Below are 23,063 nucleotides of genomic sequence, written 5' to 3' on the forward strand. Positions count from 1 at the left end.
CATGGTGGGCCTTACCCATGACAAGTTTTATCCATGGCACGCTTTTGCCAACAATTGTGAAGGGCTCACCTGCCAATCAAGCGTACCCTTTCCGCTCTTACCATTAAGATCAATGCAGGCGATGGCTGAGGTAGCAAACATCGGAGGGCATTGTCCTGGACAAAGCTCGGCAACCAAGTACCCGACCAGTGGCAAATGCGAAATCACTAGCACTGCGGCACAATCTTCTTTCGCCAACGCTTGCAGATAAGAACAAATGAAGGCGGCATCCCCACCGGGGGTTAATTCGGGCATCACTTCATGCTCTGCCGGTAGCGCCATAACCTCACGCACCACTTCCAGTGTTTGTCTGGCACGTAAATAAGGGCTAACCAGAATCTGATCGATATCCACTGACTGTTCACCTAGCCAGCTTGCTATCTGACGTGATTCATCCTGACCACACAGAGTTAGAGGCCTTTGCGCATCACTAGCGGCATCAAGTGCCGCGTCACCGTGACGCATAATGAAAACTTGCATATTGCACCGTTTTTGTTAACCAAATAACGCTATACAGAAACGCTTTGCGTGCTGTACCGCCGAAACCCTTGCCCGCAAGCAAAGAAACTTCATAACGATAACGCGCCGTCTCTCTATGGCGGCCGGGCATTTTGCCTGAAACTGAACGTAAAGAAAATGGCTGTTTTTTTACATCGTGAAGCCTAACAGCCTACCTTAATCGGTCATATAACAACCGCATCAATAGCTTAGTCCAAACTTGAACACCTATGCAATAAGTGGCTATTGATTCATTTTCGCACAAATAGTCACATAACGTAATTTAAGCTAAGGTAGCGCGAGCTGCCCTATATGTATAGCCACATTCCCCCTTAGAATTCCAGGTGGTGATCATGCTCACATTCTTAAATTTGTGAATTGAACCCGCTAGTTTTATGACTTTAACCCGATAATTGCGTTACGTAAATCGCCCTAAGTCGGGCGAATAATCATCACCAAATAAGCCATCACCCCGTAAACCATCACAAAACGGGTCGTCACAAAACAAGTCATCACAAAATAAGTCACCACCAAAAAGCGGGTGGCGGGTTCAGCTTGCCACGTCAGTCACCTCATCTATATTGGCATCCACGGGATAGAATTGCTGTTGTTGTTCAGCCATTGTCACCAACCGCTGGCAAGGTTCGAAACGCTCACCGTATTGCTGCACCAATAATCTGAGTGCCTGTACCACCTTATCTGCTCCCAAGCTATCCAGATAGCGGAACGGGCCACCGAGGAAGGGCGGAAAACCGATCCCAAACACTGCGCCAATATCACCATCGCGCGGGTTACGAATGATTGCTTCATCCAGACAGCGTACCGCTTCGTTCAACATCAGCATGGTGCAACGTTGAGTAATCACGCCGGCACCAAGATGGGCTTTAGGTGTAACCCCCAACAAGGTATAGATGCTGGAATCGACTTGTTTTACTTTGTTTTTTCTCCATTTAAAGCCATTACGTTTCGCCGGAGAATCGCCGTTTTTTGTTGGAGATAAATTTTTTGTGGAATTTGAATATAGTGTGGAATGTGAATATAGATAAAAGCCACGGCCATTTTTGCGCCCTTTACGTCCATCCTTCAAAATAACGTCAAATGACGGGGGAGCGGCAAAACGCGGCCCTAATTGCTCGACCAGAATCGGCATGATTTTGGTCGCAACATCAATCCCAACCTCATCAAGCAACATCATTGGACCAACGGGGAAACCAAAATCTACCAACGCGTTATCAACTGACTCGATAGGCTCTCCATCGAGCAGGCAACGGGCAGCTTCATTAATATAAGGTGCCAAAATGCGGTTTACATAGAACCCAGCGCGATCGGCGACTACAATGGCTGTTTTACCCTGTTTCCGGGCTAAAGCAACGGTGGTAGCAATGGTCTCTTCACTGGTTTTTTCATGGGGAATGACTTCAACTAGTGGCATTTTATCTACTGGACTAAAATAGTGCAGGCCAATAACCTGCTCCGGTCGTTGCGCCAAAGCAGCAATCTGGCTTATGGGGAGTGATGATGTATTGGAGGCAAAAATAGTATGGGCGGCACCAAAGCGTTCGATATCGGCAACCATTTGCTGCTTCAGTGATAAATCTTCAAATACCGCTTCAACCACGATATCGACACGTTCAAAACCCCGGTAATCCGTACTGCCAGAGATCAGCATCATCTGTCGCTGCTGTTCAGTTGGGCGCATCCGTTTACTACGAACCCGTTTACCCAGTGCGTCCCAGGTATATTTCAGCGCCTGATTGATTCCCTGCGGACTGATATCTTTGATACGCACCGGCAGACCCGCTCGGGTGGCCGTCACGTTGGCAATACCACCGCCCATCAAGCCACCGCCCAATACGCCGACTCGATGAATGGCACGCGCCGTGGCTGCGCCTCCGGCCTCTTTTTTCAGTGACGTCGTGGCAAAAAACAGGCTGCGTAATGCGGCTGACTGAGGCGACATCACCAGCTCGCCAAATGCTCTGGCTTCTGCCTCATAACCACTTGGCCCGCCCTGATCTAATCCTTTACGCACCACATCAATAATACGTTCAGCCGCCGGGTAGTGGCCCCGCGTTTTAGCTAACGTTTTTTTACGGACAATACGGAATAATAGGGCCTTGCCCAACGGCCCACTGAGTAAACGCTCCTGCCATGGCAATGCTCGTCGATTAAGCCACCCCGCTTTCACGCGCTGAATCGCCGCATCCAATAAGATATCGCGTGGTACAGCATCATCCACCAGCCCCATTTTTAGCGCCTGACGGGGCCGTATCTGTTTACCGGTCAATATCATATCCAGTGCTTTACTGACCCCCACCAGACGCGGCAGCCGTTGCGTCCCGCCGGAGCCAGGCAGTAACCCCAGTTGCACCTCCGGTAGCCCGAGAACAGTTTTATCATCCAGAGAACATATGCGGCTATGGCAAGCCAGCGCCAGCTCTAGCCCTCCGCCCAGACAAGCACCATGAATCGCAGCCACAACCGGCACAGGGAAAGCGGCAATTTGCGCCAAAATTGATTGGCCTTTTTGTGCTAATACGCGGGCGTCGTGAGCGGTACGACAAGCCGCGATCATGGTGATATCCGCACCGGCAATAAAGGAGTCTGGTTTGCCAGAAATAATGATCAGCCCCTGTAATTTTGGTAGAGCGTGCGCTTGTTGCAATATAGTGGCAATTTGATCAGCAAATTCAGCCTTTAGGGTATTCACTTTGTCACCAACAACATCAATGGTGATAATGCCAATATTGTCCGGCCTTACGTTGAGGGTAAATGCTGGATGGGTAGCTGAATTCGTGGCCGATGTCCCCACGCCATTATTCACTGTATGCTCACTGACTGCATTTTCACTGATAGCTGTATTTTCACGGGTAACGATATTTTCCTTTCTCATCACTCCACCTCCAGAATCATCGCAGCACCTAACCCACCAGCAGCACAGGCGGTAGTTAAGCCCAATCCCCCGCCACGGCGACGCAACTCATTCAGCGTTTGAGTTATCATCCGAGCGCCGGTCGCAGCAAATGGATGTCCATATGCAATAGAACCACCCAATACGTTGAATTTACTCATATCCACCTCTCCGATGGCTTGGCTACGCCCCAGTTTTTCGCGAGCAAAAGTATCACTGGCAAACATTTTCAAGTTAGCCAGTGTTTGTGCGGCGAAGGCTTCATGCATATCGATAAGCGTCAAATCCGCCAGTGTAATACCCGCCCGGTCCAACGCTAATGGTGTGGCATAGGATGGCCCTAACAGCATATCCTGCCAAACATCAATGGCAGAGAAGGCAAAACTGCGCAGGTAGCCCAAAGGCGGCAAACCCAGAGCTTTGGCTTTTGATTCGCTCATCATGAGTACTGCCGCCGCGCCATCAGTCAACGGAGTACTGTTCGCCGCCGTCACACTACCGTGCTGACGATCAAACGCCGGACGTAATTTGGCATATTGCGCCAATGTTGAGTCTTTGCGGATATTGTTATCTTCAATAATGGCATCCCGATAAGGCGGAATATAAGCCGTCATCACCTCATCGTGCAGCCACCCTTGTTGCCAGGCTTCAGCGGCCAATTGGTGGGATCGCAGCGCTAAAGCATCCTGATCCTCACGGCTGATGCCATAGGTTTTTGCCATCTGCTCGGCAGTATCCCCCATGCGCAGGCCGGTTGAATACTCGGCCACCGCAGGTGCAACTGGCAACAGATCACGTAATCTAAGTCGGCTAAACAATTTCAACTTCTGGGATAAACTGCGGGCCTTGTTGGCATCAACCAGTGTGCGGGCCAGGGCTTTACTGACGCCGATGGGCAGTACGGATGAAGAATCTGCGCCGCCGGCTATCGCGATATCAACGGAGCCAGCAATAATACTTTCCGCGACATTGGCCACCGCCTGAAAGCTGGTCGCACATGCACGGGAAACGCTGTAAGCATCGGTATGAACGCTCATACCAGTACCCAAAACGATTTCGCGGGCAATATTAGGTGCTTCAGGCATTTGCACTACTTGGCCAAAAACCAATTGATCAATCAACTCGGGAGGAATACCGCTTCTGGCCAGCAATTCGCTGACCACTATTTTGCCTAAATCTACAGCAGGTATGCCATGGTAAGCAGTTGCCTGCTTGGCGAAAGGGGTCCGCAGGCCGTTAACTATTACAATGCGATCGCCCTGACGCGTCACTAGCGGTAATGGCTTACTCATAAGCGCTCCTGATAATAAGTAGAGTGACTGCGATTAAAAAATAACAAATAACAGGTCTGACCTGATCCGAGCATTGTTAACCAAACGTTTACATTTGGCAAACCTATAGAATAGAAAAATGCGAGCAGGAGCAACTTTCAAGATAAAAAATGTGGGAGGAGAGAATGGACGGCCATTTAGCCGTTACGCCAGTTTATAGACTAACGTGGGGCATAATCTAAAGTAATAACGCGAAGCAAAAGGCTTCGCGTTGGTAAGGTATGTCTGATCCCGTCGGGGACGTAAATTAACGCAGACCGAGTTGGAAAATCATTGTTTCTGCCTGGCAGGCAAAGGTGAAATCGATAGTCAAACGAACACCGCCCTCAACATCTTCCAGTTTATGTTCAATCAGGCATGGGTCTGATTCGACTGCCCGTGCTTTATCAGTCAATGTGTTCAACATCGCTTCTGCTTCATGACGGCTAGCAAACACACAGCTGTAGGATGCTGTCCGATCCGTATTGTCCATCACTGTGCCCACATCTACACAACAGCAAGCCGCGGTTTCTTCCGCACTACAACGATTAATCGCATCTGACATCGTCAATTCTCCTCAACGGTCATTTCAAAATAGGTGCAAATTGCCTGTTAGCTAGCGCAAATAAGACCTGGCACAAAAATATTTTTCTCTGTTGCCATTTTACTACCACAGATCGTTAGGCACTAGGACTTACTGTTTATAGGCTTATTAACTGGTGGAAATCACAGTTAAATTGTCTATCAACTCATCAAAAGCACAACAATTGATACGTAATTGTGAGTTTTTTGTTAAGTGCGTCTATTTTTTGAGATCAAAATTGAACAAACTCCAAAACATGCTTGCAACACTCGCACAGGTCGGACCTATACTTCAGTCACTGGTCTGCTTTGTCTGACCGATAACAGACCCTACAATCCCGCACTTTCTTGTTACGGTATGTAACATAGTTTAAATAAAACAATGAGGTTTTGGTCATGAACCAGAAAAACCTGTTTACCCGCTCAGCTCTGGCAGCAGCTATCGCTCTTATTTCATCGAACGTTTCTGCAGCCGGTTTTCAGTTGAATGAATATTCAGCCGCCGCTCTAGGGCGTGCTTTCTCTGGTGAAGGCGCAGTGGCTGATAATGCTTCCGTTGGTAGCCGCAATCCTGCAGCAATGACTTTATTCGACCGCCCTTCTTTCTCCGGTGGTGTGATTTATATTGATCCAAGTGTTGATATCACGGGGACGTCGCCAAGTGGCAAAAGTACTGATGCCAGTAACATTGCGCCATCAGCGTGGGTTCCGAATCTCCACTTTATTATGCCATTGGATGAACAGTGGGCAATTGGTGCTTCTGCGACCTCTAACTACGGTTTAGCCACTGAATTTAATGATGATTATGTGGCAGGTATGTTAGGCGGTCAAACCGATCTGAAAACGGCTAACCTTAACCTAAGTGCCGCGTATCGCCTGAATGATAACTTCAGTTTTGGCCTGGGGTTTGATGCGGTCTACGCTGATGCGAAAATTGTGCGCCATCTCGGTGAGGCTGGTGGGGGTCTATTGCCTGCTAATACTGAAGCCGCCAGGTTGGAAGGCACCAAATGGGGTTACGGCTGGAATGCGGGTATTTTGTATGAAGTCGATAAAGAAAACCGCTACGGCTTCACTTATCGTTCTGAAGTCAATATCGATTTTGACGGTGATTACAGTAACCAACTACCTGTTATTTTCGGTGGTCTGGGTGGAAAAACGGTCCCTGGTTCCCTGACTCTAAACCTGCCAGCCGTGTGGGAAGTCTCCGGCTACAATAAAGTGGCACCACAATGGGCTATTCACTACAGCATGGCTTACACCACCTGGAGCAGTTTCAAGGAGTTAAAAGCAACCGCTTCTAATGGGGATGTGCTGTTTGATAAACATGAAGGCTTCAGAGATGCCTACCGTATTGCGTTAGGGACCACCTATTACTACGATGATAACTGGACATTCCGCACCGGTATCGCCTTTGATGATAGCCCGATCCCAGCAGGAAACCGTTCAATTTCCATCCCGGACCAAGATCGTTTCTGGCTCAGTGCGGGTACCACCTACGCCTTTAACAAAAATGCCTCTGTTGATGTCGGTATTGCTTATATGAAAGGCCAGAATGTCAGTATTACCGAAAAGACCCCAGCCCCATCTAACACCACATATGAGTTCAACTCGAAAGGTTCCGCGATGCTATACGGTGTGAACTTCAACTACACATTCTAATAGTCAGTAATTCGCAACCTTATCCAATAGAAAAGCGCCCGATGGCGCTTTTCTATTTTGAGTACGCCGGTGAGTACTGCACTAAGACTAGTTAGTATCAATTAGTATCAATCGGCTGCATCTATGCTATCCAGATCGCCCTGAATCGCCTGAGCATTCGAGTTAACTTCAGGTTTCAGTTGGCCACCATTCGCCAGGAAATCATGACGCTGGAAATAAGCCTCGCGTATCATGAGATAAGGATCTGAAGAATTACGCACTAAACCATCAGAGTCCAATAGCTGTGCGCGGGTTTCAACCCCTTCAATCACCCATTTCCCTGCGGCCATCCAGAACGTCAGATAACTCAGTACCGGATACACCGTATCTGCCAACTGACCGCCATCTTCGCGGAGGGTAAAACTGCCATACCCTGGTAGCACCACATACGGGCCGTAGCCCACATCATAGTGGCCTAATGTACTACCAAAACGTTGAGGCACTTGTTTTGCCAGTTTCGGGTTAGCCATCCCGGCGACATCGATCAAACCGCCCATTCCCAAAACGGTATTAAGGAAGAAGCGGTTAAAATGCTTCATCGCATTATACGGATCACCGACCAGGAAGCTGTTCACCATACTGGCCGGTTCTTCGAGGTTACCCAAAAAGTTGCTCATGCCGTTACGGGCCGGTTGCGGCACATAATCACGCCAGACGACAGCGACCGGACGCACTACATAAGGGTCAAGGACCTCATAGTTAAAATTGAACATTGCCCGGTTGAAACCTTCCAGCGGATCAGAGCGGCCTTGCTCCATGTGATCCGGCGAACTACTGGCGCACCCGACTAACAGTACGCTTGCGAAAGCCAACCCAGTAAGGCGGAAGTTCATATTTTTCTCCATGAAAGTCTGTCTACCCCTCTCACTTAAGGGATTTGTTTATTTATTTGAACGCCTATTTTTTGCTCACTCGACGGCCCATTGCCTTTGAAATCCTGCACCGCGCTCTCACCGTACCAGTCGCCAGACTGCGCATTCGCGGTACCATCCAAAGAGAGGCGTACACGTACTTTTACCTGCTGTAAAGAAGAGAGCAAACGCTCTGGCATCATTGCATTACTGTCATCCAGCGTAACCGCTAGCGGGAATCTGCTCAACGGCAGTTGCTTTACAGCAACCGGTACCGGATTTATGCCATCGGTCACAGAGATAATCAGTGCCCCTTGTTGGGGTAATGCTTGGGCCGCATCAGAGGATAGCGAAACCTCAATTCCCAGTGTAGCTGTTTCTTGCTCTATCTGTGATTTGGCTTGCTGAATACTGCGTTTTATCACGTCTACACGTGAATCGCTAGCCGGCAACAATTTTAGCATAACTTCCCACGCCGCTATCGCTTGTTTGAAATCACTCTGCTCAAAAGCATTAAAAGCCAATAAACTCATCGCACGTAAATTCGTATGGTCTTGCCCCACCATTGCACGCAACATCTGTGTCGCCAATTGGTTATCTTCTGGATCATTTGATCGGGTGAGTACTTCGACATACCCGAGTTTAACCTCATTATTATCGGGCGCGAGTTGATAAGCGTGCGCAAAAGCCTGTGTTGCGGTGGTGGCATTATTGAGCGCCATCCCTACGCGGCCCAACATCATCCAATCATTGATGTTACCGGCATCCTGTTGCAGAGAGGTACGCAAACCGAGCCCCAAGCGGGCCACATCCTCCATACTTAGTGGATCGGCATGTTCGTTGGCAACCCGGGCACGTAATTCAGGCAGTTGCGCTGCAACATGATGCCATGCCGTGACCTGCCCTAAACCACCGGTTTTCAGATATAGCCCGACCGATACCACCACCAGCACCAGCACACCGGGCAACAATACCCAGCGATTGATCGGGGGTTTTGCTTCTCCCAACTGCTGCGGGATATCCGTCAGCAAGTTTTGTTGTAGCTCTTTCACCAGTTCAGGCCGTTCTGCGACTACGCCTTGCGCTTCATCTTCGGCCAATTCAGATAACCGATCACGATAAATAGCCTTATTCAGCTCATCCCTGGTGGTAACCCGCTTATTTTCATTTTTTCGGATGACCGGAATGACCAATAAGGCTCCTGCAACTGCCAACGAAATGATGACTATCAGCCAAAAAGCCATTATGGTTGTTTCCTGTCAGATTTTTCTTGTAACTTATTATTTTGTAATGCGTTATTTTGTAATACGCCATTTTCAGCCAATAAGCTTTGTAACCGTTGCTGCTCTTGCTGTGAAAGTGGCATTTCTTTCTCGACTCGCCGCCGGGCGCGTAGCACTACTATCGCCGCCCCGATTAACACAAACAGTAGCGGACCTGCCCATAAAATTATCGTCGCAACCGTTACTGGTGGCTCATAGGTCACAAAGTTACCGTAGCGGGCCACCATATAATCGATAATTTGCTGTTTGGAATAACCTTGCTGCATCAGCTCATACACTTTAGCGCGCATATCAGCCGCTATGGTGGCGTTTGAGTCAGCAATACTGTTGTTCTGGCATTTTGGGCAACGCAGTTGCTCGGTCAGTGCACGGTATTGCTGCTCTTGTTCTACCGAACTGAAGCGATAAGTATCGATGGTCGCCAATACTCCCCAGCTCAATATCAGGCCCAGTAGCAGACTGAGTAACCTCATGCGCCCCCCTGGTACTTTTTATACAGCGGTAAGATTTCCTGCTGCCAGACCCGATCATTAAGATCACCCGCATGGCGGTAACGGATAACCCCTTGTCCATCGATAAGGAACGTTTCTGGTGCACCGTATACCCCCAAATCCAGACCCAACATTCCATCACCATCATACAAACTGAGAAAATAAGGGTTACCCAGCGAATTCAGCCACTGCACGGCTTTGCTACGGTCATCTTTATAATTCAGGCCCACCACGCGGATACCCTGCGCCGCCAATTTATTCAAGTATTCATGCTCGGCACGGCAAGTTGGGCACCATGTTGCCCAAACATTCAGCAGTATCGGTTTACCATCACGTAATACCGCCTGATCAAAGGTTTTACCCGGCTGTTCGAGGGATTCCAGTTTGAATGCCGGTACTGTCTTGCCGATCAGCGCCGACTCCAACATAGTTGGATCTTCGCCGTTGGCATTACGGGTCAGTTGTATCAGGAATGCCACGACCAGCAGTAAGAAAAGGACCAGCGGAATAAACATCAGCTTATTGAATGAGGATTGAGGTTTCATGACTCTGCCTCCGGTATCGCACTGCGTTTTAGCTTTTTACTCATCCGATAGCGCGGATCGAGCATACAGAAGATGCCACCAACGGCCATAAAGACCCCGCCAAACCATATCCAACGCACAAAAGGTTTGTAATACAAGCGGACCGCCCACGAACCATCACCCAACTCTTCACCCAAGGCGGCATAAAGATCGCGGGTCAGCCCCCCATCAATGGCCGCTTCAGTCATCATTGAGCGGGCGACACTGTAATAGCGTTTTTCTGCATGTAGTGTGGCCTCCAATTTACCATTACGGGTGACATCAATAATGCCAACGCCGCCGGTATAGTTAGGCCCTTTGATATCGTGGACATCGCGAAAAGTGAAGTGATAATCATGGATATCGATACTATCACCAGCCTTCATGCGCACATCGCGTTCGACACTGTAATTCTGGCTAAACGCAATCCCAATTACCGTAACCGCCACCCCGAGATGCCCCAACACCATGCCCCAGTGGCTACGGGAAAGGTGAGTCAACCCACGCCAGAAGCCATAACGATGGGTGGCCCGTTCGTGCAATTCCATTAATGTCAGGATGATCACCCAAATGGCCATCATCAACCCGACGACCGTCATACCGGCAACACTATCTTGCAGCAGCCACGGTACGGATATCGATAACAGCAGAGTGACCACCAGAGCCACACTCAACCGCTTCCACAGTTTGCTCGCTTCATCACGGCGCCAACGCACAAGCGGCCCTATTCCCATAAGTAATGCCATCGGGGCCATTAGCCAGGTGAACATCGTATTAAAGAACGGTTCGCCAATGGAGATACTGCCCAGCCCTAACTGTTTGTGAACCAACGGCAGTAATGTTCCCAGTAGTACCACTAGCATTGCGGCAATAAGCAACACATTGTTGCCGAGCAGGAAGGTCTCGCGGGAAAATACTTCATGCTGAGTCTGGCTGCGCACCTGCGCACCTTTTACCGCATACAACAGCAGGGAACCGCCAATCACAATCACCAGATAGGCAAGAATAAACATGCCACGGGCCGGATCAGAGGCAAAGGAGTGCACCGAAACCAGCACGCCTGAGCGGACTAAGAATGTCCCCATCAAACACAAGGAGAAAGCGGTGATCGCCAACAATACCGTCCACGCTTTGAAAGTACCGCGCTTCTCCGTGACAGCCAGTGAGTGAATCAGTGCGGTACCGGCCAGCCACGGCATAAAGGAGGCATTTTCGACCGGGTCCCAGAACCACCAGCCGCCCCACCCCAATTCATAATAAGCCCACGCTGAGCCAAGTACGATGCCAAGCGTTAGGAAAACCCATGCGGCCTGAGTCCATGGACGTGACCAACGCGCCCAGGCACTGTCGAGCCTACCGGCCATTAATGATGCAATTGCAAAAGCAAACGCGACGGAGAAACCGACATACCCCATGTAGAGCAGCGGGGGATGGAAAATCAACCCAACATCTTGTAGTAGCGGGTTCAGATCGCGGCCATCAATAGGAAAATCAGGTAATGTGCGAGAGAACGGGTTAGACGTCAGAATAATAAATAGCAGAAAACCGCCGGTAATCATTCCCAGCACGGATAGCACCCGCGCCACCGCATCCTCCGGCATCGAACGGCTAAACAGCGCCACCGCCAATGACCAACAACTGAGCAGCAATACCCATAATAATAAGGAGCCTTCGTGCGCTCCCCAACTCGCGGCAATACGGTAATAAATCGGCAAATATGAGTTGGAATTCGCCGCAACAGAGGAGACGGTAAAATCATTTACCACAAATGCATATATCAGACAGATAAATGACAACGTGATCGCGGCAAACATACCATAAGTCAGTGGCCTGCCAACCGCCATCATACGGGCATCCTGACGAGCGGCCCCCCATTGCGGATACAGACTCAGCAGCAATGAAATCGCCAACGCCAAACATAATAAAAAACTGCCAATTTCGGGCATCATAAGGCATTACCCGTAGTATTGGTGCCGCTGTAGGCGGCTGTCGGACGAGTGTGATTCTCTTTCATTGCCTCTTCAATTTCAGGTGGCGTGTATTTCTCATCATGTTTTGCCAGCACTTCTTTGGCATGCACGGTATTACCCTCAGCAAATACCCCTTGCGCCACGACGCCCTGCCCTTCCCTAAACAGATCCGGCAGAATACCGGTGTATGTCACGGTGATAGCGCCACGAGCGTCATAAACTTGAAAGCTCATTTCCAGAGTCTTCGCATCGCGTTTCACTGATCCCGGCATCACCATGCCGCCAATACGTAAACGCTGGCCTATTGTTGGTTTTTCATGGCGTTCGCCTTTGCCCTGTAAAATTTCGCCAGGGGTATAAAATAGATCGATATTTGAACGCAGCGCATACAGCACCAACGTGGTGGTCAGAGAGATACCGATCAGAACCACCATCGCCAGATAGAGCCGACTTTTTCTACGTGGGTTCACGGCCGCTTCTCCTGTAAATTGGCGGTGTGCTGGGGTGCTTGATGTAATGGTGCTTGTTGTAATGGTGATTGATGCAACGGTACTTGATGCATCGATGCCTGGTTAAGCTGCGCCTGACGAATACGTTGTTCCCGAGCCTGACGGCGGTGAATATCGGCCAGTAGCTGTTTGTGCTGCCACAGCGTGTGCATTAGCAAGCCCAGCAATGATAACAAGGTGGCTGCCACAGCGAGCCAGACATAAAAGGCATAGTTGCCCATGGCAAAAAATTCTGCCCATGAGTGAAAAGCGGGGGTCATACGCGCGGCTCCTTGCGTAATAAGGCAGTAACCCAAGGACGGTGGCGCTCTTGCTGCAAAATCAAATTACGCAAGCGCATTAATGTCAGTGTGATAAAGCATAAAAGAAAACCCAAAATCGCCCAGCGCAGAGGTGAGCGCATACTCGGATCAATACTTTGCTGCATATTGGTCGAGCCTTGATGCAAGGTATTCCACCAAACAACGGAGAAATGAATAATAGGGAGATTAACCACGCCAACCAACACCAGAATACCGGCAGCTCGCCCAGCCAATTTACGATCATCAAATGCGTTATATAGCGCGATCACGCCGAGATACAGGAATAACAGGACTAATTCCGATGTCAGCCGTGCATCCCAGATCCACCAAGTCCCCCACATCGGTTTACCCCATGCAGAGCCGGTGACCAAAGCAATAAACGTCAATACTGCGCCCACAGGAGCCATAGCCGCGACCAGGTTATCGGACATTTTTATCTGCCAGACCAATCCCACAAACGCAGCAATAGCCATCGACATATAGATGCCCATCGACCAGATTGCTGCCGGAACATGTAAATACATGATGCGGAAACTGTCACCTTGCTGATAATCCGAAGGTGCGAAACCCAATCCCCATACCCAGCCCAGAGCCAGACAAATAATGGCCCCGCCTCCGAACCACGGAATAAAGCGGCCACACAACGGATAGAGCCGTTCAGGTTTGGCGAATTGATGAAACCATTTCCACATTTTTCATTGCTCACTGTAAAAATTGGACATTAGGCAGGCTTAACATCAGCCCATAGGGTGATTAATGTATGCTTACCCGTAACGCTGCCGCCGTCGCAAAAGGCGCAAATGTCACACTCCCTGCCAGCATCGCCCCCAAAATGGCCAGATAACCGTCGATTGGCATCGCCATTGACGCGGCATCAATGGCGGCCGTCGCAAAGATTAAAACCGGGATATACAGCGGAAGAACCAATAGGCTCAGCAGCACCCCGCCTTTACGTAACCCCACAGTCAACGCCACACCGATAGCGCCGATAAAACTCAGTGTGGGGGTCCCAAGCAGGAGCGTCAGCCCCATCGCGATAGCAGTATTGACGTCCAGAGAAAGCAATAAAGCGACCAGCGGTGATAGCACCAATAAAGGCAGCCCAGTGACGACCCAGTGAGCACATACTTTGCCTAATACGGTAAGAGGGAGTGGTGTGGGCAATAACAGCAACTGTTCAAGGGAGCCATCGTAAAAATCATCACGGAATAAGCGCTCCAACGAGAGTAATGAGGCCAACAAAGCCGCTACCCACACGATGCCCGGTGCAATGCGAGCCAGCAATTGTGGCTCTGGGCCTATCCCCAATGGGAACAGCGTAATAACGATCAAAAAGAACCACAGCGGGTTAACGATTTCCGCACCTTTTCTAAAGGCTATTTTTAATTCACGACGCAACACGCTGATAAACATGACTTCTCCTGCGTGTTGGCTAAACAAATTTTACGGACATTGTGGCTAACCGCGCCCAAATCCTGATGCGTGGTCAACAGCACCATTCCGCCCTTAGCCGCATGTTGTACAAACAGGGCCAACAACGTACTGGCCCCCTGCTTATCGATAGCTGTCAGCGGCTCATCCAAAATCCACAAAGGTGCCTGACTTAACCACAAGCGAGCCAAGGCCACTCGACGTTGCTGCCCCGCCGATAACTGAGATACCGGTAAATCTTCATACCCTACCAACCCAACCTGAGCTAATGCCTGCCAGATGGTGGCGCTATCAACCTTCTGAAAAACCGATTGATAGAACAACAGATTTTCAAACGGTGTCAGCACAGATTTAATTCCCGGTTGATGGCCTAGAAACAATAAATCCTGATGATATTTGGCGCGATCCCGACGAATATTATTATCTCGCCAGTTCACTTGCCCCTCATCGGCCTCAGCAAGACCGGCTAAAATACGCAGTAAACTGGTCTTTCCTGCCCCATTTTGCCCTTCGATCTGTACTATCTCTCCTGGTGCGATACAGAAACTCAGCTGCTGAAATAGACAGCGTTCATCGCGGATGCAGGTCAGATTTTTTGCTTCCAGCATGAGGGGGTGTCTTCCGATCGTCGGATGGCCAGTTCAGGAAAACCGAATGATAACATAAGGCTTAACCCTTACGTAGGGTACGCCTAAGACTATCCCTACCTTTATAGAGGTAATATTCGGTACCAGATCAAATTTTTGTAGGAAAGTCCATCCACGTTAACTTTTCGTGATGTTTTTATCGTGACAATGACAATGACAATGACAATGGTATGGACATAGACAGAGCAGAGAATCCGGCAGGCAGAAGCCAGCGTAGAAAGCCTAGTGTCGTTGTTGGCTTAACCATCAGGGGACCTTTGTTAAAAATCCACCGCCGTATTTCCATCGGGGTACATGAATGCGATTAAGCGGCAGGGCTAAATATTGGGGGGAATTACACTGCGACGGCGGTTTTCAGTTGCTGAAGATTATTGATGATATAACCTCCCCCTAATCGCTCTCACTAATTATTTTTATTTATTACAATGGCTGACGAGTTCTTTATAGGCATCATCAATTTTTTTCTTTGCAGCTTCTACTCGACCACTAACAAGATAAGTATCGGTTCTTTTAGGGAAATCAGTTAGGAAGTCTATATAGCTTTTATAAAACTCCACTAAACCTGACGTTTCGATAAATGCGAGCAAAGAAATTCCTATGACACTATCATCATCCACGCCCTTAAATTTTGTATATTTTTCTAGTACAGCCATCCACTCATCATCATATGAACGGTAATACCATTCATTAAAAGCTTCGACATTGACATTTGTTTTTGTAACTTCTTTACCATCGCCTGGTTTCACGTTCATTTTACCTGAAAAATAAGCGGCATCGTCAAAGATACCGTATGCTTGCTTACACTCATCAGACATAGCTAAAGTACCAAACGAAACCACCAACAATACCCCAAAAATTAGGGTGGATTTTATTAAACTCATCATCATTCCTTGTATTATTTTTTGCCAAGACCCCGTCATACTTCAAGTTGCATGTACGTTGGCTATGTAATCCCTCCGGTTTTTAGTTCCACCGCCAAGGAGCGTTGCCGTAAGCACCTCGCGTTATACAACATGCTATACAAGTTTTGCGTGGCTGTTACGGGTATTTTTGGGATTTCTTTGGACGTGGATTTTTATAACACAGTTGTTTTTAAAGGTTTTTTAGACTTTATTGAACATCTTGAGAAGTGCTAATGGTGTCCCCGACTGGAATCGAACCAGTAACTAGCCCTTAGGAGGGGCTTGTTATATCCGTTTAACTACGGGGACCCGATCATCGGCGCGCTGGATGCCTATGGGGGTGACCGGTGCATTATACGCATTTTGACCCAAATAATAAGCAGTTAGCGATCTGTTTGGTCATTCTGTCGCCAAATGGTGGTGAATAACCATGAAAAACCGCCCAAACCTGTTCATTTATGGTTTGCCACCTCCTGTAACTGGAATTATTTAGGCGATATATCATCACGATTTACCCAGTCTGCCAGTGTAGGGTGTTATCCATATAAATATCATGGGATAATACTTTCTCTGTCAAACATGGATTGAAAAAAATGGACATTTATATCGGTTTAGCTGTTGTTGCCTTAATACTTATTTGGGCGGTCATGACCTATAACCGCTTTATCTCCCTTCGGCGTTTCAAAGATGAAGCCTGGAGCGATATTGCGGTACAACTCAAGCGCCGACACGATCTGGTTCCCAACCTGCTAAGTCTGGTCAAACGCTATGCCCAGCACGAAAAAGAACTTCTGGAAGAGATCACCCGCCAACGTAGCAACCTTGTTGGTAATACCCGTCAAATTGCCGAAAATGAGCGAGAATATTCTGGCATTCTTGGCCGCGTATTTGCGTTAGCAGAAGCTTATCCCGATTTAAAAGCCAATGAGAATTTCCTGTCTCTGCAGCAATCCCTCGCTGAAATAGAAGAACAACTTCAGATGGCACGTCGTTATTTTAATGGCACAGTACGGGACTTCAATATTCTGGTGGAGTCTTTCCCAAGCTTACTGTTAGCCCATTTATTTAATTTTAAAGCAGATGTATTTTTTGAACTTGAAAATCCTGATGAAGCCAAATTACCACGGATGGAATAGCAGAATGGCACGCTTGTCTGGCAAGGCATTATACGTTATCTGGATCTTATTGTTACTTGTGACGGGAACCGTTCAGGCTACCGCCGATGAGATTTCCGTGAGTACACCGGCTGTCGAAGCACCAAAGGGCCACGGCCTTATCCGTGCTTATGAACACATTCTATCGTTCGATACTCATGCGCGTTTTGACGCCGATGGCAGTATGGAGATGCGTGAGAATATTAAGGTGTTGTCCCTCGGGAAACAAATAAGCCGTGGGATTTTCCGTACGCTGCCGTTAACCTGGAACCGACAGGATGGCAAATTTTTCAGCGTCGAATATCAGATTAAAAATGTATTACGTGATGGGGTGGCCGAACCTTTTAGTGTGACGAAAGAAGGCGAAACACTGATGGTCCGTATTGGTCGCGCTGACCATATATTGAAGCCCGGTATTTATAATTATGTGATCCAATACCAAGTCAGCAATCATTTCAGCCGATTCCCCGATTGGGATGAACTGTATTGGAATGTGACAGGTAACGGCTGGGAATATCCTATTAGTAAAGCCAGTTTCCATCTGGAATTACCCGCAAGCGAAGCGTTTCTAAATAGCGAAGGCAAAGATACCCGGTTGAGCACGATTGATGTTTATACCGGCAGGCTCGGCGAAAAAGAACAAAATGCCAAAATTCTGGCCGATGGTAGCGTACAGACGTCGCAACCACTCAAACAAGGTGAAGGTTTGACCGTCGCCTATACTTGGCCGCGCACTATTCTTGCTAACGCACCTGCACCGGAAACCTCCTCACTGTTAGTCTATCTGCTGCTGCCTACCGTGCAAACCAGCGTATTATGGATACCGATACTCCTCCTCATTGGCTATTACCTGCTTTGGTGGCGTAAAAATGTTACCGCGATTGGGCTGAAAATGCCGCCGATAGTGCCGCTCTATGCGCTCCCTGCCACGCTGTCACCGGGCTATCTGCGTTATGTCACTCAGCGTAAATACGATGCGATTGCCTTCAGTAGCGATTTGCTGAATTTAGTCGCTCAACGTAGCGTAGCCATTAAAACAAAAAAGAGTAAAAACAAAAGTCCATGGGTTTTAAACAGCCGCGATGAACAGTGGCTATCACTCCAATCCGATGGCAATCAGCTCGATATCCATGATAAGCAATTACTGCATACGCTGTTTAGTAGCAACCGTAAGAATATCAATCTCAGTAAGCCCCATCAGCGGCCAATGCAGAAGGCGCTGAAGTTTTTAGAGAAACGCTGTGAGGATCAGCAAGAGAAGTTATTCAGTCAATGGCTTGGGCCAATATGGCGTGGAATATTTATCATGCTATTGGTGCCCGTTATCTGCGGCCTGCTATTCAATACGGGTATCGCCTTCATTACTATTCCCGTTTTATTGTTGCTGCTATTGGGCATCAACCTCCTTTCTTTACCGCTGAAATTTTTATTTAGCCCCAAACAAGTATTGGATAGCCGGGGGGTTCTCTCTGTATGCTTCGCGCTATTATTTGGCTTATTGGCTCTCCTTCCCGTTGGTCTTTTTATCTTTAACCTCCCCCCCTTAACCCAGTTACCGGCTGGATACTTAGGCGCTTTATTGGTTGCTATTTTGCTCTGCGTTACTTTTACCAGGATGGTACCCCGTTACACACAACGAGGGCTAAATCATCTTGCTATCGCTCGCGGACTAAAATTATATCTTGGTACCGCAGAAAGGCATCGCTATCAGGCCCTTTATCCGCCGGACAAACTGGTTGCCCATTTTGAAAGTATGTTGCCTGTGGCTTTGGCTCTCGGCGTGGGTAAAACGTGGGCGAATAGTTTTGCACAATATTTGGTCAGCACAGGCACCCTGTCGGTGGTCTTTGCCAATGCCGACTGGAGCAGCGTGAGTCACTTCAGCCAATCCTGTAGCTCATCCGCTACGGCAACCCCTAGCCGCAGTTCTGACTCCAGTTCCAGCTCCAGTTCGAGTGGTTCAGGCTCCTCCGGCGGGGGTTCGTCTGGTGGTGGTTCTGGCGGTGGTGGTGGTGGTGGCTGGTAACGTTCGTCAGTCAGGGAAAAGATGGCGAATGTTCTGAATGAGAAGAATACTCATTAATTTTGTCTGTTATTGGGTATCAGTTCGATGTGTCCGTCACTCGGTATTGGGACATTTTTTTATTCTATTTTTATTATTTATCTATCATAAACAATTAGTTATTTATTTTTATCGTGGTTCGCCAAAAAATGAAAATCCAGGCCGGATGGTATAACAGCGACTCTACTGCAGAGACCCGCAATTATCCCATTACGGCCGTTATTCATCACTTAGCTATTCTTTAATTGAATAAAAAGTGTAAAATGCATACACATCAATACAGTAACCTGTAATTAACTACGTTTTAATATTTATCTCGTTTTATTTTAAGGAGTTACCGTGCAGACATTACCAAACTGTCCAAAATGCAGTTCTGAATATACATGGCAGGAAGGGGAGCAACTGAATTGCCCGGAGTGTGGTCATGAGTGGTCAGAAAGCAGCCATTCAACAGATGCTGAAGAGGGCCTCATGGTACATGATGCCTACGGTAATCTGCTAGCTGATGGTGATACAGTGACGGTGGTGAAGGACCTGAAAGTAAAAGGCAGCTCTTCAACCCTGAAAATCGGCACCAAAGTGAAAGGTATCCGTTTGGTTGAAGGTGATCACAATATCGATTGTAAAATTGATGGGTTTGGCCAAATGAAGCTCAAATCTGAATTTGTTAAGAAAAGCTAACGCATTAATGGGTTCTTTGCCACCCAAGCGAAGAGCCCTATATCTATTATTTGGGAGTATCTGTTATTTGGGAGTATCTGTTAGTTGAGAATATCTGTTAGTTGAGAATATCTGTTAGTTGAGAATATCAATGTGATCAGGAATATTAGCGTGCTCCAGACATAACGTCGATAATAACAATAATAAAAAACAGGCTGAAGCCAATAAAAACAAGCCAACTGGCTGAGTGGAAAGGATACGTTCTGGTGAATCTGGCAATTATCGTCCCCTCTTTGGTGGTGAATTTTTTGCTAACAACTCGAAAGCTAATGATGTACCCAAGGCTATAGAGATACCATCCAGGTAGTGTCCATACCGCCAACTGACGCCCGCCAATCAGGGCCAGGCACAGCGGAATAGCAAAAAATAGAGCAACAGCGATGTTATCCATGCGCTTTAGTTGTTCTTGTATTTGATGCTCTTGTGCCTTGGCGACTTTTCTACTTAATGACATGAATAACTCTTTACTCACCGTGGATCAACGGGCGCGTAGCTCCGCGTTATCCGTCTCAACGTCATAGGCACCTTCAATACAAAGATCGATAGGGTGCGGGTTCCATTTGATTAGCCCCCTAATCTCAAACTGTATAATGCCATTCCTGGCCTGGAGTTGCTGACTGACGACGAGAGATTCAGCCATTATCCGTGGTTCAAAACGGATAATGGCTTCTCTGATAATTCGCTCAATGGTCGCCCAGTTATGCGGCACGGCATACAGCCCGACCAGCGGCGAAATACCATAGTTTAAAACCGACGTCGCCACCCATTTATGGCGCTGCGGATCCAGCCGATCTTCAATATTGGCGTTATTTAATATTTCTGAAATATTACGCTGTACCAATCGCCGCATCGTCCGTGAATCATAAAAGAATTTATCGTGAGGCTCAGTCTGCTTTTTAGGCTCATCATCGAGTAAACGCTCTAACAACGCCGGTAAAAACTGTTTTTTCTTTTCCATTACTCAGCCCGCTGGCTCAAATACATTCGTTATCAAATATAATTTATTTATCTCAAACACGGTCTATCTCAAATCTAATTTCTTCAATATCAAACAACGCATGTTCATCTTGGTCGGTGATAAACATTTTCCGCCCTGCCCCAATATAAAGTGAGTCAGTCGGTTGATGCCATTCCGTTTTAAGGCCCAGTTTAGTTTCATTGTCTGTTTCAGGGGTCAGTGGATAGCGGGCAGGTATATAACCGTACCAAACTTTATCCTTTACTTTAACCTGCGCCGGCGCCCATATCAGATCTGTAATATTTTTAGGTTTGGAAACAGTGAGTGACTGTATCTCTGCAAACGGGACCCAACGGTAGCCCCCGGCGCTAATAAACTCACAAACAGGCCCCATACGCCCATCACTGTCGGCAATCCAAGCGAAACACCCCGTCGTTGGGCTTTCTCCTATACTTTCTGGTGCCTGTTGCAGAGCCTGCTCACGAAGAGCTGCGCTTTGCTGATGATCGCCATCATGGTGGAGTTGATTAGCTTGTTGCAGCAATGCTACCCATTCAGGCAGGTCGTTACCTAATGTACCGGGGCTGCGTTTGCCTGCCAGTACTTCATCGCGCATCTTCTCACTCAGTATCAGATTTTTATAGAGCTCGCCCTGTTTGGTGAACTCAGGTGAAAGCTGTGTCAGTGTTTCAAGCTGTAATAGGGCTTTTTGCCATGACCCCTCAAGACAGTAGAGTTTGAATAACAGCTCTCGCGTATCGGTGTCTGTTGGTTTGGCTTTTATCTTGGCAATGACATCTGCTAGCATTTCGGTTAAAGACGCACTTTTTAATAACTCAGTTAAATTCGTGGTATTCATTGTCTTGTTTTATCCGTATTTATAGATGGCTGTCCAGCCCTAGCTTGTAGAGCTCCTGAAACATTAGCGAAGGCACACTATTTTTTTCTTTTGTTATAAAGTGTTCCGGGGCCAGTGCTTTTAATAAATCGATTTTTTCATCATCATCCGGCGTATCGAGGTAATTAATAACACTCAATTCTTTGGTTACTTTGTCAATAAGCCCACCGGAATCTAAAATACACTCGGTCAGGGTTTTGTCTTTGACTCGCTCCCTGATATTGTCCAAAAATTCATCACGGGCAGATAATTTGGTCACCTGCTGTTTATCTTTTTCTAAAAACTCTCGGCTTTGTTCGCCCCACAAGAGAAAACGCTTGTACTCCACTTCCAACCGTTTAAGAACATCCGGCTCCTGCTGGTCATAGGCTTGTGTCTCATCCACTGCGTCGAAATAAGAGATGTAGTGACCACCATGCGACAAGATATCCTCAATTTCCGGCAAGTCAGTTTTGCCCGGTTCCTCGGAGCCGGTCAGCATAAACAGGTTATCAGCAAAATTATCCTCTATCTGCTGTGCTGTCGCCCTTTCTGCCGTGATGCTAACGTGCCCGAACTGGATCTCTGTACCATAAGACAGAGGATGGTGTTCACCCACATTCAGTTGTTTACCATTAACCTGACAAATAAAATTGCTGCTGTGATTAACAATCAGTGGCTCATGAAAATGCCAGTAAAACTGCACCTCATTACGTCCATTACCCGCAGAATGGGGAGAGAACTCCCCTTTTTCCAGGTTAAAACAGACAGCATTTTCCGCAGTAACGGATTTATCGAGCCGGTACTGTTGCGTGATATTGGGTGAAGTTAATACCAGTAGCATTGGCATTAGTTACCTATAAAGACATTGGGCGATCCGGTAACAATAACCGAACCACACCCCGTCTTATCACTACAGCGCGTCGCGGGGCAATTATTGATAAATACCGTTCCAGAGCCAGTTACCAGCGCCGTCATACCTACCAAAGTCGAGGTTGCGCCTGAACCCAGCTTAGATGCCGGAATATTGTTAATGAACACATCGCATGAACCGGTACATATCGCACCACCATCGCTGGTCACATCACCCATTTTTGCCGCACTGAACATACGTAACCTCAATTAAATTCTAACCATTCTAAAAATCAGAGACCTCATGCTCTGCGTGTGCTTTCCACGCAGAGCATGCTTACCTTTTATCTATAAAATCAAGGCGGCGGCGTCTGTGTACCTGGCGGCGTTCGCGTCGGCTCTGGCGGTTCCGTCGGTTTAGGGGTGTCGGTCGGCACTGGGGTGTCAGTC

General features: G+C 47.9%; 24 protein-coding genes and 1 tRNA gene. 4 read left to right on the plus strand and 21 right to left on the minus strand.

Annotated elements, in window-relative coordinates; all coding sequences use genetic code 11:
- Positions 1 to 27: 27 nt before the first annotated feature.
- The 4 genes from sixA to AC971_RS09810 all read right to left on the minus strand — a co-directional run bounded on the left by sixA (position 28) and on the right by AC971_RS09810 (position 5,323).
- Entirely contained in the window at positions 28 to 519 is a 492-nt protein-coding gene (gene sixA / locus AC971_RS09795) for a phosphohistidine phosphatase SixA (RefSeq protein WP_025384353.1), read from the minus strand.
- Between the two features lie 568 nt (positions 520 to 1,087).
- Positions 1,088 to 3,430 (minus strand): fatty acid oxidation complex subunit alpha FadJ, encoded by a 2,343-nt coding sequence (gene fadJ, locus AC971_RS09800; RefSeq protein ID WP_025384354.1) that lies wholly within the window; start codon positions 3,428 to 3,430, stop codon positions 1,088 to 1,090.
- Positions 3,430 to 4,740 (minus strand): acetyl-CoA C-acyltransferase FadI, encoded by a 1,311-nt coding sequence (gene fadI, locus AC971_RS09805; protein ID WP_025384355.1) that lies wholly within the window; start codon positions 4,738 to 4,740, stop codon positions 3,430 to 3,432. The genes fadJ and fadI overlap by 1 nt, the downstream gene beginning before the upstream one ends.
- Before the next feature lie 286 nt (positions 4,741 to 5,026).
- The gene (locus AC971_RS09810) at positions 5,027 to 5,323 is read right to left on the minus strand and encodes a YfcZ/YiiS family protein (RefSeq protein ID WP_072081321.1); all 297 of its coding nucleotides are present in this window, start codon (positions 5,321 to 5,323) and stop codon (positions 5,027 to 5,029) included.
- A 413-nt stretch (positions 5,324 to 5,736) separates the two neighbouring features.
- Here AC971_RS09810 and fadL point away from each other — a divergent pair, with 413 nt between their 5' ends.
- On the plus strand, positions 5,737 to 7,002 hold the full coding sequence (gene fadL / locus AC971_RS09815) for a long-chain fatty acid transporter FadL (RefSeq protein ID WP_025384357.1): 1,266 nt from the start codon (positions 5,737 to 5,739) through the stop codon (positions 7,000 to 7,002).
- Positions 7,003 to 7,109: 107 nt separating this feature from the next.
- On the opposite strand, the gene mlaA is transcribed toward fadL, so the two are convergent.
- The 12 genes from mlaA to AC971_RS09875 form a co-directional block, all read right to left on the minus strand.
- Positions 7,110 to 7,874 carry a phospholipid-binding lipoprotein MlaA gene (gene mlaA, locus AC971_RS09820; protein ID WP_025384358.1) on the minus strand — a complete coding sequence of 255 codons (765 nt, stop codon included), beginning with the start codon at positions 7,872 to 7,874 and terminating at the stop codon, positions 7,110 to 7,112.
- A gap of 35 nt (positions 7,875 to 7,909) precedes the next feature.
- Complete coding sequence (gene ccmI, locus AC971_RS09825) at positions 7,910 to 9,136, minus strand: c-type cytochrome biogenesis protein CcmI (protein WP_025384359.1); 1,227 nt, start codon at positions 9,134 to 9,136, stop codon at positions 7,910 to 7,912.
- Complete coding sequence (locus AC971_RS09830; protein ID WP_025384360.1) at positions 9,136 to 9,648, minus strand: cytochrome c-type biogenesis protein; 513 nt, start codon at positions 9,646 to 9,648, stop codon at positions 9,136 to 9,138. Before AC971_RS09830 ends, ccmI begins: the two co-directional genes overlap by 1 nt.
- On the minus strand, positions 9,645 to 10,211 hold the full coding sequence (locus AC971_RS09835) for a DsbE family thiol:disulfide interchange protein (protein WP_025384361.1): 567 nt from the start codon (positions 10,209 to 10,211) through the stop codon (positions 9,645 to 9,647). Before AC971_RS09835 ends, AC971_RS09830 begins: the two co-directional genes overlap by 4 nt.
- On the minus strand, positions 10,208 to 12,178 hold the full coding sequence (locus AC971_RS09840) for a heme lyase CcmF/NrfE family subunit (protein ID WP_025384362.1): 1,971 nt from the start codon (positions 12,176 to 12,178) through the stop codon (positions 10,208 to 10,210). Before AC971_RS09840 ends, AC971_RS09835 begins: the two co-directional genes overlap by 4 nt.
- Positions 12,175 to 12,669 (minus strand): cytochrome c maturation protein CcmE, encoded by a 495-nt coding sequence (gene ccmE, locus AC971_RS09845; protein WP_025384363.1) that lies wholly within the window; start codon positions 12,667 to 12,669, stop codon positions 12,175 to 12,177. Before ccmE ends, AC971_RS09840 begins: the two co-directional genes overlap by 4 nt.
- Complete coding sequence (gene ccmD, locus AC971_RS09850; RefSeq protein WP_025384364.1) at positions 12,666 to 12,968, minus strand: heme exporter protein CcmD; 303 nt, start codon at positions 12,966 to 12,968, stop codon at positions 12,666 to 12,668. The genes ccmE and ccmD overlap by 4 nt, the downstream gene beginning before the upstream one ends.
- Positions 12,965 to 13,702, minus strand: coding sequence for a heme ABC transporter permease (locus tag AC971_RS09855; protein ID WP_025384365.1), 738 nt, complete (start codon positions 13,700 to 13,702; stop codon positions 12,965 to 12,967). Before AC971_RS09855 ends, ccmD begins: the two co-directional genes overlap by 4 nt.
- Before the next feature lie 61 nt (positions 13,703 to 13,763).
- On the minus strand, positions 13,764 to 14,423 hold the full coding sequence (gene ccmB, locus AC971_RS09860; protein WP_025384366.1) for a heme exporter protein CcmB: 660 nt from the start codon (positions 14,421 to 14,423) through the stop codon (positions 13,764 to 13,766).
- Positions 14,393 to 15,049: a cytochrome c biogenesis heme-transporting ATPase CcmA gene (gene ccmA / locus AC971_RS09865; protein WP_025384367.1), complete on the minus strand. Its 657-nt coding sequence runs from the start codon at positions 15,047 to 15,049 to the stop codon at positions 14,393 to 14,395. Before ccmA ends, ccmB begins: the two co-directional genes overlap by 31 nt.
- A 452-nt stretch (positions 15,050 to 15,501) precedes the next feature.
- Positions 15,502 to 15,969: a hypothetical protein gene (locus AC971_RS09870; protein ID WP_025384368.1), complete on the minus strand. Its 468-nt coding sequence runs from the start codon at positions 15,967 to 15,969 to the stop codon at positions 15,502 to 15,504.
- Between the two features lie 255 nt (positions 15,970 to 16,224).
- Positions 16,225 to 16,299 (minus strand) — tRNA-Arg (locus AC971_RS09875).
- Positions 16,300 to 16,583: 284 nt separating this feature from the next.
- Between AC971_RS09875 and AC971_RS09880 the strand changes: the two genes are divergently transcribed.
- The 3 genes from AC971_RS09880 (at position 16,584) to AC971_RS09890 (ending at position 19,887) form a co-directional block, all read left to right on the plus strand.
- Positions 16,584 to 17,126: a LemA family protein gene (locus AC971_RS09880; RefSeq protein ID WP_025384369.1), complete on the plus strand. Its 543-nt coding sequence runs from the start codon at positions 16,584 to 16,586 to the stop codon at positions 17,124 to 17,126.
- A 4-nt stretch (positions 17,127 to 17,130) separates the two neighbouring features.
- Positions 17,131 to 19,170 carry a DUF2207 domain-containing protein gene (locus AC971_RS09885; RefSeq protein ID WP_012413816.1) on the plus strand — a complete coding sequence of 680 codons (2,040 nt, stop codon included), beginning with the start codon at positions 17,131 to 17,133 and terminating at the stop codon, positions 19,168 to 19,170.
- A 375-nt stretch (positions 19,171 to 19,545) separates the two neighbouring features.
- Positions 19,546 to 19,887, plus strand: coding sequence for a zinc ribbon domain-containing protein YjdM (locus AC971_RS09890; protein ID WP_025384370.1), 342 nt, complete (start codon positions 19,546 to 19,548; stop codon positions 19,885 to 19,887).
- Between the two features lie 145 nt (positions 19,888 to 20,032).
- Here AC971_RS09890 and AC971_RS09895 read toward each other — a convergent pair whose 3' ends face one another.
- From AC971_RS09895 to AC971_RS09915, 5 genes are read right to left on the minus strand one after another with little or no spacing between them, the layout of a single operon-like run.
- On the minus strand, positions 20,033 to 20,380 hold the full coding sequence (locus AC971_RS09895; RefSeq protein WP_025384371.1) for a hypothetical protein: 348 nt from the start codon (positions 20,378 to 20,380) through the stop codon (positions 20,033 to 20,035).
- 24 nt (positions 20,381 to 20,404) lie between these two features.
- Positions 20,405 to 20,884: a type VI secretion system baseplate subunit TssE gene (locus tag AC971_RS09900; RefSeq protein ID WP_025384372.1), complete on the minus strand. Its 480-nt coding sequence runs from the start codon at positions 20,882 to 20,884 to the stop codon at positions 20,405 to 20,407.
- Between the two features lie 52 nt (positions 20,885 to 20,936).
- A complete protein-coding gene (locus AC971_RS09905; RefSeq protein WP_025384373.1) occupies positions 20,937 to 21,743 on the minus strand; it encodes a type VI secretion system accessory protein TagJ in 807 nt (268 codons plus the stop codon).
- Between the two features lie 19 nt (positions 21,744 to 21,762).
- Positions 21,763 to 22,605, minus strand: a complete 843-nt coding sequence (locus tag AC971_RS09910) for a TagK domain-containing protein (protein WP_038402747.1) — start codon at positions 22,603 to 22,605, stop codon at positions 21,763 to 21,765.
- A 5-nt stretch (positions 22,606 to 22,610) separates the two neighbouring features.
- On the minus strand, positions 22,611 to 22,871 hold the full coding sequence (locus AC971_RS09915; protein ID WP_025384375.1) for a PAAR domain-containing protein: 261 nt from the start codon (positions 22,869 to 22,871) through the stop codon (positions 22,611 to 22,613).
- Between the last annotated feature and the right edge of the window lie 192 nt (positions 22,872 to 23,063).

Origin of the sequence: Yersinia similis (genome assembly GCF_001053095.1) — a bacterium.
In the GTDB taxonomy this organism is placed as follows: domain Bacteria; phylum Pseudomonadota; class Gammaproteobacteria; order Enterobacterales; family Enterobacteriaceae; genus Yersinia; species Yersinia similis.